Source organism: Peptacetobacter sp. AB845 (assembly GCF_047528295.1).
In the GTDB taxonomy this organism is placed as follows: domain Bacteria; phylum Bacillota; class Clostridia; order Peptostreptococcales; family Peptostreptococcaceae; genus Peptacetobacter.
In genome coordinates this window covers 1,859,877-1,873,071 of record NZ_CP180001.1, presented here as the reverse complement: position 1 = coordinate 1,873,071, position 13,195 = coordinate 1,859,877, and the positions used below count along the sequence as shown (strand labels likewise).

The following is a 13,195-nucleotide window of genomic DNA, read 5'->3' as shown; positions in this document are numbered from 1 at the left end:
GATATAGAAATATAATTATTGGAGGTGTTGTATATGAAAACATTATTAGTTAGTAAATGGGGAAATAGCCAAGGTATAAGACTTTCAAAAGAGATATTAAATCAATTAGGTTGGGGAGAAAATGAAGAAGTTGAAGTTGATATACAAGATGGTAAATTAAGTTTAAAACCTGTTATAAAAGAAAGTAGACGCCCAAATGTTATACCAATAGAAGAGCTTTTTAAAGATTATGATATGTCAGATTATGAACCTTCAGAAATTTATTGGGGAGAAAGTGTAGGTCAGGAGGTTATAGAGTATGAAGATTAATAGAGGCGATATAATCAAATTGGATTTAGATCCTGTAAAAGGAGTTGAACAACATGGATTTAGACCAGCACTTGTTATTAGTAATAACTTTTTTAATAAAGTTGCTAAGCTTTTAATAGTAATGCCTATTACAAACACTAATAAAGGTTTTCCATTACATCTGCCACTTGATGATAGAACCAAGACAACAGGTGTAATATTATGTGAACATGCTAGAACAATTGACCCAACAAAAAGAAATGTAAAATTTATAGAAAAAGCACCAGATGATTTAGTTGAAAAAGCTATAGATATTTTAGTTTCTACAATAGAATAGATTAAAATAAAGTATAATATAAAAAGAGCTTCTATCTTAGAAGCTCTTTTTGTTAAAATTACATTTCTTCAGGATATTTCATACCCCATTCATTTCTAATTTCAGTCATCATATCCATTACATCTTTAGTGTAATTTAGGTGCATTACTTCAGGATTTCCATTTAATGCCTTTTCCATATCTTCAACCTCATACAATAATGCGTTTGAAGTTTCTCCAGATTTTATAACTTCTTTGCTACCATCTTCAGTATAAGTTATAACAGCTTCCTCTCCTCTAGGATATTCAAAAATCTCAACATATCCCTTATCAAAAGCGATAGTTCCACGTTTAGGCTGTTTTGCATGAAGAGATAATATCACTGTAGCCATTTCTTCTTCCTTGTTTTTTAGAAGAATACTAGCTTGCTCATCGACACCAGTTGGAGCATACTTAACCTGAGAAAGAATTTCTGTAGGTTTTGAGCTCATAAACCATCTAACAAATGAAAGTGCATAAACTCCAATATCTAGCATAGCACCACCTGCTAAATTTTTATTGAAAAATCTATTACTCATGTCGTATTCTTTATAGCTTCCAAAATTCATCTGAATCAGCTTTAAATCTCCAAGTTTTCCAGATTCTATTATTTTATTAAGTTCTTTGTAAAGTGGCATGTGGAAAATTGTCATAGCCTCGGCTAAAACGACGTGATTTTCCTTAGCAAGAGAAATAGCTTCATCTAATTCATCGCTGTTTAATGTAATTGATTTTTCACAAAGAACGTGTTTACCAGCTTTTAAGGCCTTTCTCAAATATTCTATATGAGTGTTGTGAGGAGTAGATATGTAGATTATATCCACATTTTCATCATCAAAAACATCCTCAATTTTATCGTATACTTTTTCGATTCCATATTTTGCGGCAAAATCTAAAGCTTTTTCATGAGTACGATTTGCAACAGAGTATAAACTATCTCCTCTAGAAATCATAGCTTCTGCAAGCTGATTGGCAATAACGCCACATCCTAAAGTTGCCCAATTATATTTTTTCATAGAAAATCTCCTTTTTATTTTTTATTTCATTCTACTTTTATCATAATTTAAAATAAGAATAATAAATGAAGGAATCATTACAAATACAAGCATTAAAACAGATAAAGTTTTAATTAAAGATGCTAAAAATTTTTTCATAAAATCCCCTCCTAATATTTGAATAATATCATAAGATAATTTAGAACAAATAAGCAGTAAAATTCCTATTATGCAAGGAAGTACTTATTCATAAGCGTTCTACCTATAACATCTGTAATCCAATTATATTTACAAATAACATCATCATATTCAACAAAAGCTCCTTTTGGAAGAGGAACATTGCTATCTGTCATAGTTTCAATTAATGTTATTAGTTTTAATAACTTTTTCTGATCTGATTCAGAAATTCTATCGTCGGCGAAAATCATCTTCTTTATATCTAAATAGTCCGTGTTTTTATTTATATAATAAGAAGATGCAGCCTCTATATCACTATAATTAGCAGTATTTACAGGCTCTTCCTGTTTTTTATATTCGACTGGTTTTCTATAATCATACTGTTTTTTATATTCATTTTCTTTCTTCTTATCCTCTTCTGTTTCAAAAGCATTATACTGTTTTATATGTTCTATAGGTGTTGTGTATTTATATTTTTTACTTTCTACCTCAGTTTCAAAATTGCCCCTTTTAAATGAAAACTCTGGCATTGAACCTATTTCATCTGCTGGCTGGTCGTATTCAAGACCTTTTTGATATACTTCCATAATCATAACAGTTCCAGTTATAAATTCCTTTGCACACAGATACCCTTTTTCTCCTAGAGAAAGTACTGTTTCTCTGATTTCATCTATACTCATATTTTTTATCTTTTCATCTATAAAATTATCTCTCATCAAAACCTTTCTATCATCTATAGCGAATGGTTTTATAAATGAAAGAATATTTTTTTCACTTTGGGTAAGCATTTTATCAACTCCTCGTATAATGTATTTAAATTAATTTTATTTATTATTATACTACACTTTTTGAAAATAATTGAAAAAAACTTGTTAAACCACCTGATATAATCAATAGAAAAAGAACGAATTTCAGTAATAGGTGACAATATGGTATACTTTAAAGTAACAATAAAAATATTATTGAAAAGTGGGGGAGATAGATGAAAATACTAGAATTACAAAGCAATAGGATTTTAGAAAAATTTGGAGATAGTTATAATTTGCAAAATGATTATGTTATATTATCTAAATTTGATGAAGTATGCGAAGTTAAAGATATTTTAGGAATAAATGAAGATTCCTTTGTAGATTGCATGAGTTTTGATAACTCTATAAGAATAAATCCAAATAAAAGCTTTGATTCTATGGTTCTAAGATCTCTCGAATACATAGATGATGAAATAAGAGAGTTTGAGGCACATATATACACAGCAGATAATTTTATATTAACTGTGGCCGATGATGGAAGTTTTATATATAAATTTATGAAAAATTTAATTTTAAATAGGGCTAAGTCTGAAAAAAGCACAAGATATGTACTTTACAAGATAAACCAGTATATTATAAGAGAATATATAATGAACGGATTTGAATTTGTAGAGATGTTAGAGGAGCGAATTTTGGATATAGAAGATGATATGATGGAAAATACAAATAGTAGCCATATAGAGGAGATAAATAAAATAAGGGCGATTGCAAGAAAAGTTGTTAAAAATATAAGACCTCTTATTTATATAACAGACAATGCTGTGAGCAAGGATGTTAGATTCTTAAAAGAAGTAGAGCTTGAAGAATATAATGATATGCAGGGGATAGATTTTGGAATCGATAAATTATATGAGTTTTCAATAGCCACTAGAGATTTAGCAGATAAACTTTTAGATATATATTCTTCAAAGATAAATGAAAAAACAAATTCACTTATAACTAAATTGACTATACTAACTGCAATAGCAGCACCACTTACAATAATTACGGGTGTTTATGGGATGAACTTTAAATATATGCCAGAGCTTGGTATGGCTTATGGTTACCCAATTACAATTGGAATAATGCTACTTATAATCCTTATAGGGATACATTTATTTAAAAAGAATGGTATGCTATAGCAGATTAGGAGATTAGGAGATTTTGAAATAATATAAGAATAGAAAAATAATATAAAAATGTAAAGAAGAGAGGATTTTTAATGGATATAAAAATAAAACCATCAAAGCTTTCTGGAAATGTTGTAATTCCGCCATCAAAAAGTTTTGCACATAGAGCACTTATTTGTGCAGCTCTTTCGGAAGGAAAGAGTATAGTAAGAAATATAGAGCTTTCAGATGATATAAGAGCTACTCTTGAGGCTTTAGAAGAGCTTGGAGCAACATCAAAAATAGAAAATATGAGTATAGAAATTGAAGGAATTCAAATCATGAATAATGATGTTCACGATATAAATAATAATATTCATAATATGAATAATAATATGCACATCATAAACTGCAATGAATCTGGATCTACTCTTAGATTTATGATACCGATAGCTGCAGCTTTAGGATATAAGTGTAGATTTGAGATGAGCGGTAATTTAGGAAAAAGACCACTAGATGTTTATTACGATATTTTTGATAAGAATGGAATTAAATACAAAAGAGGAGAAAATTACTTAGAAATAGACGGAAATCTAAATGCTGGAGAGTATGATATTCCTGGAAACATTAGCTCTCAGTTTATAACAGGGATGTTGTTTGCATTGTCTATGTTAGAAGAGGATTCTTTATTAAAAATTACTGATAAGATAGAATCTAAGAGCTATATAGATATAACATTGCAATGTCTAAAGGATTTTGGAATAGAAATTGAAAATAATAATTATAGAAAATTTAGGATAAAAGGCAATCAAAAGTATAAATGTAGAAAAGAAAAACAGGGCTATAATAAGTACACTGTTGAAGGAGATTTTTCTCAAGGGGCATTTTTCTTATGTGCTGATGCAATTGGAAATGATGTAAATATAAAAGGGCTAAGAAGAGATTCAATTCAAGGAGACAAGGCTACTTTAGAAATTCTTGAAAGAATGGGATGCGAGAGAATTTATAACGAGTGCAGTGATATAAAAATGAAGGTGAATTCTTTAAATAGCACAGTGATTGATGCAACAGATTGCCCAGATATTATACCTGTTCTTTCTGTTTGTGCAGCATTTGCAAATGGTACGACAGAGATTATCAATGCAAAAAGGCTTAGAATTAAAGAATGTGATAGACTTAGTGCGATAAATGAGGAATTATCAAAATTAGGAGCAAATATAGAAGAAAAAGAGGACTCTCTCATAATATATGGAAATGGAAATAAGAAGTTAAAAGGTGGCTGTGATGTTTGGAGCCACAAGGATCACAGAATATGTATGATGCTTTCAATAGCGTCTACAGTTTGCGAGGAAGAAATAATTATAAAAGATGCTGAATGTATTTCTAAATCTTATCCAAGATTTTTTGAGGATTTTGAAAAAATAGGTGGATGTATAGAAGTTATTGAAAAATAATATTAGTTGATTAATAAATATTAATAGAGATTAACGAAGATTAATAGTTGATTAATAGAGATTAATAGTTGATAGGTGGTGATTTTATTTGAGTAGTATGTGGGGAAAAAATTTAAAAATATCAATATTTGGAGAATCTCATGGAGCAGAAATAGGTGTTGTTATAGACGGATTGGAACCAGGATTTGAGATAGATTTAGATGAAGTAGAAAGACAAATGGATAGAAGAAAGCCCGGAAAAAATAGGTTATCCACTGCAAGAAAAGAGGACGACAAGGCAAATATTGTAAGTGGTTTTTTTGAAGGAAAGACTACAGGGACTCCACTTTGTGCAAATATCAAGAATAAGGATAGAAAATCGGCGGATTATACACAAATAAGAGATAATTTTAGACCAGGGCATGCTGATTACACCGGTTTTGTAAGATACAAAGGTTTTAATGATTACCGAGGTGGAGGACACTTTTCTGGAAGACTTACAGCTCCAATTGTGTTTGCGGGGGCTATCTGTAGACAGATTTTAGAGAAAAAAGGTATAAAGATTGTATCTCATATTAAGGCGATAAAAAATATTGAGGATAGTAGTTTTGACTATACTAATATAGATGAGAAATTAATAAAAAGACTTTCATACTCTGACTTTCCTTTAATAGATGAAAGTCTTGAGGATAGTATGAAAAATGAAATTTTAAAGGCTAGAGAAAATTTAGATTCTGTAGGTGGAAGGATTGAGTGTGCTGTTGTAGGAATAGATGCGGGTATAGGAAGTCCAATCTTTGACTCTGTTGAGTCGGTTATTTCTAGTATGATGTTTTCGATTCCTGCTGTGAAAGGGATTGAGTTTGGAGAAGGATTTGATATTTCTAGGATGTATGGCTCAGAAGCAAATGATGAGATGTATGTAGATAATGAAGGAAAAATTTTATCTTATACCAATAATAACGGAGGGGTAATAGGCGGAATTACAAATGGAATGCCTATTGTATTTACCGTTGCGATTAAACCTACTCCTTCTATAGCTAGTAAGCAGAGAACGGTAAACGTGGCCAATTTGAGAGATTGTAAGGATAATGGCGTAAAGAATACAGAGATTGAGGTAAATGGCAGACACGATCCTTGCATAGTGCAGAGAGCTGTTAGTGTAATTGAATCAGCTACTGCAATAGCTATTTTGGATATGATTTATGGGATATAGACTTGTATTAGTATTTTGAGCATGATTTACGTGATATAAATTTATGTTAATATTTGGGTATTATTTAGGTGATGTAAAATTTTAAAGAGTTGATATTTGAAAAGGAGAGTAGTATGACAAAGCTTGATGAATATAGAGTTGAAATAGATGAGATAGATAGAGAGCTTGTGCAGCTTTTTGAAAAGAGAATGGAAACTGTTTTAAAGGTTGCAAATTATAAGAAGGAAAATGGAATGGAAGTATTACAGAGCAGCAGAGAAGAAGTTGTGCTTCAAAAGGCTGTGGATAATTTAAATGATAAAAAATATGAGAATGATATAAGAGAAGTGTTTGAGCTTTTGATGAGATTGAGTAGAGAATCTCAGAAAAAAGAGCTTGGATTGTAGGAGTCTTCTAATTTGAATTGTATAGATTATAATTTAGAATAATTGAAAAGCTAATTCACTGAAAGGGAGTTTTATGAATAATATAGTAAAAGTTAGGAACTTAGAAAAAGTAAAAAGCTTGTTTGGAAATTTGGAGAATAATTTTTTATTGGCTTGCCTACAGGAAATTATGGGAGAAGTGTATTCTCTTGACTTAGATAATCCAAAATCTGCTGTTGCCGTACTTGGAGATTTTAGGATATTTGCAGGTGAGCCTAATGAAAATCTTTTAAAATATGATTATAAAAAAGGTGAGATGGATATAATTATACCTCAAAATGATAAATGGGCAGAACTTGTTAGAAATACATTTGATGTAGATTTAGAAGGTGTGCCGGCGTTAAAAGAGATTAAGAGATATTCTACATTTGAAGATATGAGCCAGTTTGACGTGGGTAAATTGAACGAGATAAAAAGTTCTGCAAAAGAAGGATTTGAAATTTTGGATATAGATGAAGAAATCTACAATAGATGTTTAGAAAACGAGTGGAGCAAAGACTTGGTTGGAATTTATAAGGATTACGAAGACTATTCTAAAAAGGGTATAGGAGTTGTTCTTTTGGATAGAAGTAATAATGAAATCGTGTCTGGAGCATCTTCATACTGTACTTTTGAAGGTGGAATTGAAATCGAGATAGACACAAATGAGCAACATAGAAGAAATGGATATGCTCTTATTTGTGGGGCAAGCATAATATTGAAGTGCTTGGAAAGAGGGATATATCCTAGCTGGGATGCCCACAACAAAGGATCTATAGAGCTTGCCAAAAAACTTGGATATAGAGAAAAAGGTGAGTATACAGCATTTGAGTTGTATAGAAAATAGTTGAAATTTAATCATACGATAAAATGATGTGAATTTGCTGAAATTAAACTTGTGGGAGTTGATATTTATGAGTATTAGCTTGGTTTTAGCGATTGTGTTCTACTTATACTTTGGAATACTGTTTTTCGCTATGAATGGGGTTGCATTTAGCGGATTTTTCTTTGTACTTGGAACAATTTGCTTGGTGTACCACTTCACTAGAGATAAGATTAAAAAACATAGGTGGTTATATATGATTGTAAAAATTTGTGCAGCTGTGGCGATTATAATATTCGTCGCTGTTGAGGGAATGATTATCGCATTTCCTAAGAAAAATACGGAAAACTGTGATTATATCATCGTTTTGGGAGCTAGAGTGATGGGGAATGAGCCAGGACTTACACTTAAAGGAAGGCTTGATAGAGCACTTGAATATGTAAAAAGCAACGACGATGATTGTAAAATAATTGTATCTGGTGGGAAGGGTGACGGAGAAAATATCTCTGAAGCCGAGGCTATGAAAAGATATCTTGTTGAAAGAGGAATTAAACCAGAGATGATTATAAAGGAAGATAAATCTGTAAACACTATGCAGAATTTTGAGTTTTCAAGATATAAAATAGAAAAGGACAGTAAGGAAAATGTAGCTGATGTAGATGTTAAGGTAGTTACTACAGATTTTCACGCATTTAGAAGTGAGAAGTATGCAAAAATGGATGGTTATAAAAATATAAGTTTTTATACAGAAAGAACTAAGTGGTATTTGATACCAGTATTTTATGTAAGAGAATTTTTTGCCATAATAAAAATGATGTTAGTTGGTATTTATACAATCTTTATATAATCTTAATGCTTAAAGAATACATTTTTATCCTAGCTTTATATTTTAACTGTTATATTTAAGATATAAGAAATATGAAAGGGTGTTGTCTATGAAAATATTATCAGGTATATATGAATATAAAGCAAATAAAGATGTAAATGGAGATTTAAAATTTGGATATATAAGAAAAAGCTTAAAATCTGTTTCTATAATTATATCTATAACTGTTATGTTTTTTATATTAGTAGCAAGAGTTTTTGATAAAAATGCATCTAATATAGATATATATGTATTTTTATTTTCATTTTTAGTTGCATTTTTAAGTATATTGATAAGATACTTTAACTCTAAGTATGAAAAAGATATAACAAGAGAGATAAAATCAAAAGAAAAAACAAAAACAGTAACAAAAATTGTTGATTTAGAAAATGGATATGCTGAAAAAATAGATGTAAAAGATATAAAAAAAGGAAATATTTTTATATTAAATAGAGGAGATATAGTTCCTTGTGATGCAACAGTGATTGATGGAGTAGCTCTTTTAGATGAAAGCTGTATAACAGGTGAAAGTGCAGCTGTTTTGGTTGAAGAAGGTGGCGAAAGAGATTCAGTAAAAGAAGGAACTAAACTAATATCGGATTCTTTAGTAGTTAAAGCAAAATCAAATTCTGGTGAAATTAAAAATAAAAGAACAATAAATAAAAGAGTTATAGATGATTTAGATAGAAGATCAAGAGAAAATAAAAGGACTGTATTATCAATAATCGTAGCAATACTTATTATACTTGTATATTCACATTACAATAAAATAGATTTGTTTGAAAAAATATTTTATTTTTTAGGTATATACATAGCAATATTGCCAGATGATATATATAATATTTTAAAATTTTTAAAGCTATTTAAAGGTGAAATTTTAAAATATTATAATATAGATTTAAAAAATATAAATTCAATAAAAAAATTAGCTGATGTAAAAACAATTTTAATAGATAAAACAGGAACTCTTACATTTGGTAATAGAGAGGCAATAAAAATTTATCCTGCTAGAAACATATCTGAAGATGATGTTGCAGAAGCTGCAGCATTGAGTTCAGCATATGATGATACTCCAGAAGGAAAAAGTATATTAGTATATGTAAAAAAATTGTATTCTTTAAGAGGAAAATATATTGGTCAAAAGGATATTAAACCTATTTCATTTGCATTAGGTAGTAGAATTAGTGGATGTGATTTAGAAGGGTTTAAAATTAGAAAGGGTTCTGAAAAAGCAATAAAAAAATTTGTAGAAGATAATGGAGGAACTTATCCTATTGAATGTAAAGAAATAAGTAAAAAAATTTCTATGAAAGGGGGAACTCCTTTATCAATAGCTGTGAATGATAAAGTATTAGGGGTGATTTATTTAAAAGATATTGTAAAAGAAGGGTTAAAAAAATCTTTTAAAAAATTGGAAAATAATGGATACGATATAGTGTTAGCGACAGGAGATAATCCTTTAACAGCTGCAACCATAGCAGCAGAATGTGGAATTAATAAATTTATATCAGAGGCAACTCCTGATAATAAATTGGATTTTGTTGAAGATTGCCAAAGTGTTGGCGATAAAACTGCTGTTGTGGGAGATGGAGAAAATGATATATATGCTCTAGCAAATGCAGATGTTTCAATAGTTATGGGAAATTCAAATGAAGATGTAAAAAGTTTTGGAGATATTATAGATAATGACTCAGATCCTGCAAAAATACCTATGATAATAGGTATAAGTAGGGAAGTTATTAAATCCGAAAAAATAATAAAGGTTATAGATTATATAAAAATGATTATAAAATCTGTTGCTGTAATAATATTAATATTACCTATAATTATGAATAATAATTTATACTTAAAAATAGATGTTTCTGCTATGTATCTACTTTTATTTAATTTATTTACAAGTGTTTTAATGATGATAACAGTTGTGTTTCACAAAAAATAAAGGAGAATAAATTTTACAATTAAAGGGAGGTATAGTCTATGGAAAGACCAGATCCAGATAGTATACTCGAAAAAATTAAAGAAGAAGAAACTTCAAGAGGAAAATTGAAAATATTCTTTGGATATGCTGCGGGTGTTGGTAAAACTTATGCGATGTTAGAAGCGGCTCATTCATTGCAAGATAATGGGATAGATGTGGTAGTTGGATACATAGAACCACATACAAGACCAGATACAATGGCTTTATTAGATGGCTTAGAAAGAATTCCAGTAAAGCAAGTCGAATATAAGGGAATAAAATTGAATGAATTTGATATAGATGCTGCATTAAAAAGAAGACCACACACTATATTAGTAGATGAGTTTGCACATACAAATGCAAAAGGTTCTAGACATAATAAAAGATGGAAGGATATAGAGGAACTTTTATTGGCAGGAATAAATGTATACACAACTTTGAATGTTCAACATCTTGAAAGTCTAAATGATATTATGGAAATAATAACAAATATCAATATAAAGGAAACAGTACCAGATAAAGTAATAGGTGATTCTTATACTCAAATAGAACTTATTGATATTGAGCCAGAAGAATTATTAGAGAGATTTAAAGAAGGTAAAATTTACGAAAAAAATCAAGCAGAAAGAGCTAAAGAAAATTTCTTTGTAAAAGATAATTTAATTGCACTTAGAGAAATTGCACTTAGAAAAACTGCAGATCGTGTCAATAAAGAAGTTCAGATATCAAGAATGTCAAAAGCTGATTCAGGTGTAAAACCTACATCAGATATATTATTAGCGTGTATAAGTCCGTCAACATCTTCATCAAAAGTAATAAGAACGGCGTATAGAATAGCAGATTCTTCTTTAGCAAAATGGATTGCAATATATGTTAAGCCATCAGATATGTCTTCAATTAGTCAAGAGTCTAAAAAAAGACTTGGCGAAAATATGGATCTTGCAAAAAAATTGGGTGCAGAAGTAGTAATATTACATGGCGAAAACCCAGAAGAGCAAATTATTAGATATTCTAAGGTAAGAAATGTAACTAAAATAATAATTGGTAGAGATCACTCTGATAAAGGCAAATTTAAAAGGAAATTTAAAAAGGATATTGCTGATAAATTATTAGATAATATAGATAATATAGATATTCTTATAATTCCGTTTAGAAACGAAATTCATTCGAATAAGGTAAATAAAAATAATAATAAATCCAAACTGAAGAGAGCTTTTTCTGTTTCTAGAGTAGATATTATAAAATTGATTCTTATAAGTATTTTTATTACTGTTATGGCTTATGTTTTACAGTCGATAGGATTTGCAAAAGATAATATTTTGTTAGTTTATATGCTAGGTGTTTCTATGGTGTCTCTTTGGACAAATGGTTATACACTAGGTATTTTAAGTGCATTTTTAAATATAACAATAGTAAATTATCTATTTACTATTCCAAAATATACCTTATCTATAGCAGATCCAAGCCATATTATAACTTTAGCTGTGTTCTGCGTAATAGGAATAATAACAAGTGCTTTAATGTCTAATATAAAATTCCAGGCTAATAATGCAAGTAAAAGAGAAGAACATACACAGATGATTTATCGGATAAGTAGGACATTTTTGAAGGTATCTAGAAAAGAAGATATAATAGAAAAGGCATTAGAAATTTTAAGTGTTAGTCTTGAAAGAGATGTTTCCCTAGTTATGAAAAATGAAGAAAAAATATACTATATTAAATATAAGGGAAAAAATAATGAAATAGAATTTGAACATAAGAGTATCAATGATGTAACAGAACATGACTTTGAAAATAATATAATGATTTCTCCAAACGAAATTGCTGTTGCAAAGTGGGTTGTTAATAATGGTATGAATGCAGGTCATTTTACAGATACACTTAGTGGTGCTGTAGGACTATATATTCCTATAAAAGGAATTAAAAAAATTCATGGTGCTGTAGGTGTTTCATCAGAAGTTAAAAATATAGATACAGATGATGAAATATTTATAGAAACTGTATTAGCACAGGTAAGTATTGCACTTGATAGGGAAGAATTAGCAGAATCAAGAGAAAAAGATAAACTAGAAATGGAAAGTGAAAGGCTTAGAAGTAACCTTTTAAGAGCTATTTCTCATGATTTAAGAACTCCACTTGCGGGGATATCCGGTGCTGTAAGTACAATTATAAAAAATAAAAATGAAATAAGTGAAGAGATTACAGACGAATTACTAAATGGTATATACGAAGATTCTCAATGGTTAATACAATTAGTAGAAAATTTACTAAGTATGACAAAGATAGATGAAGGAAAATTGAAGGTTGGAAAAGAACCAGAGCTTGTAGAGGAGGTATTATCAGAATCCTTGTCTCATATAAAAAGAAGGTTGAACGATGCAGATGTGGAAATTGATATACCAGATGAATTGATATTTGTTCCAATGGATGCAAAATTAATAGAACAAGTATTTGTTAATTTAGTTGATAATTCATTGAAATATGCAACAAGTAGTTGTAAGATTAATATAAGAGTATATAGAGATGATGACAATGCTTGGTTTGAATTTTCAGATAATGGTCCAGGTATATCAGATGATTTAGCTAGTCATATATTTGATAGATTCTATACTGGAGAAAGAAAAAGTAAAGACTCTAGAAAAGGCGTAGGTTTAGGTCTTTCTATATGCAAATCTATAGTAAATGCACATGGTGGAGAAATAAAGGTTAGAAATAGTCAAGAATTAGGTGGTGCTGAATTTATTTTTAATCTTCCACTAGAAGAAGATGAAGAGTAAGGAAGGATA

General features: G+C 29.5%; 12 protein-coding genes. 10 read left to right on the top strand and 2 right to left on the bottom strand.

The genetic code is table 11. The features are described 5' to 3' along the window. The first annotated feature begins 33 nt into the window (after positions 1-33). A complete protein-coding gene (locus tag ACK2WO_RS08715; RefSeq protein WP_414697495.1) occupies positions 34-309 on the top strand; it encodes an AbrB/MazE/SpoVT family DNA-binding domain-containing protein in 276 nt (91 codons plus the stop codon). Next, positions 299-625 (top strand): type II toxin-antitoxin system PemK/MazF family toxin, encoded by a 327-nt coding sequence (locus tag ACK2WO_RS08710; RefSeq protein ID WP_006440399.1) that lies wholly within the window; start codon positions 299-301, stop codon positions 623-625. The genes ACK2WO_RS08715 and ACK2WO_RS08710 overlap by 11 nt, the downstream gene beginning before the upstream one ends. Before the next feature lie 58 nt (positions 626-683). Here the strand turns inward: ACK2WO_RS08710 and ACK2WO_RS08705 are convergent, their stop codons facing one another. Together ACK2WO_RS08705 and ACK2WO_RS08700 are read right to left on the bottom strand one after the other, a co-directional pair. Further along, entirely contained in the window at positions 684-1,658 is a 975-nt protein-coding gene (locus tag ACK2WO_RS08705; protein WP_414697494.1) for a Gfo/Idh/MocA family protein, read from the bottom strand. A gap of 206 nt (positions 1,659-1,864) precedes the next feature. Further along, a complete protein-coding gene (locus ACK2WO_RS08700) occupies positions 1,865-2,602 on the bottom strand; it encodes a hypothetical protein (protein ID WP_414697493.1) in 738 nt (245 codons plus the stop codon). A gap of 194 nt (positions 2,603-2,796) precedes the next feature. Between ACK2WO_RS08700 and ACK2WO_RS08695 the strand changes: the two genes are divergently transcribed. The 8 genes from ACK2WO_RS08695 to ACK2WO_RS08660 all read left to right on the top strand — a co-directional run bounded on the left by ACK2WO_RS08695 (position 2,797) and on the right by ACK2WO_RS08660 (position 13,186). Further along, positions 2,797-3,744 carry a CorA family divalent cation transporter gene (locus ACK2WO_RS08695; RefSeq protein ID WP_414697492.1) on the top strand — a complete coding sequence of 316 codons (948 nt, stop codon included), beginning with the start codon at positions 2,797-2,799 and terminating at the stop codon, positions 3,742-3,744. An 80-nt stretch (positions 3,745-3,824) separates the two neighbouring features. After that, positions 3,825-5,165: a 3-phosphoshikimate 1-carboxyvinyltransferase gene (gene aroA, locus ACK2WO_RS08690; protein ID WP_414697491.1), complete on the top strand. Its 1,341-nt coding sequence runs from the start codon at positions 3,825-3,827 to the stop codon at positions 5,163-5,165. Between the two features lie 88 nt (positions 5,166-5,253). Continuing rightward, complete coding sequence (aroC, locus tag ACK2WO_RS08685; RefSeq protein WP_414697490.1) at positions 5,254-6,360, top strand: chorismate synthase; 1,107 nt, start codon at positions 5,254-5,256, stop codon at positions 6,358-6,360. A 113-nt stretch (positions 6,361-6,473) separates the two neighbouring features. Next, positions 6,474-6,746, top strand: coding sequence for a chorismate mutase (locus tag ACK2WO_RS08680; protein WP_414697489.1), 273 nt, complete (start codon positions 6,474-6,476; stop codon positions 6,744-6,746). A gap of 73 nt (positions 6,747-6,819) precedes the next feature. Further along, positions 6,820-7,611, top strand: a complete 792-nt coding sequence (locus ACK2WO_RS08675) for a GNAT family N-acetyltransferase (RefSeq protein WP_414697488.1) — start codon at positions 6,820-6,822, stop codon at positions 7,609-7,611. A gap of 67 nt (positions 7,612-7,678) precedes the next feature. Beyond that, a complete protein-coding gene (locus tag ACK2WO_RS08670) occupies positions 7,679-8,434 on the top strand; it encodes a YdcF family protein (RefSeq protein WP_414697487.1) in 756 nt (251 codons plus the stop codon). Between the two features lie 88 nt (positions 8,435-8,522). Next, the gene (locus ACK2WO_RS08665) at positions 8,523-10,391 is read left to right on the top strand and encodes an HAD-IC family P-type ATPase (protein ID WP_414697486.1); all 1,869 of its coding nucleotides are present in this window, start codon (positions 8,523-8,525) and stop codon (positions 10,389-10,391) included. Positions 10,392-10,429: 38 nt separating this feature from the next. After that, on the top strand, positions 10,430-13,186 hold the full coding sequence (locus tag ACK2WO_RS08660) for an ATP-binding protein (protein WP_414697485.1): 2,757 nt from the start codon (positions 10,430-10,432) through the stop codon (positions 13,184-13,186). Positions 13,187-13,195 lie beyond the last annotated feature (9 nt).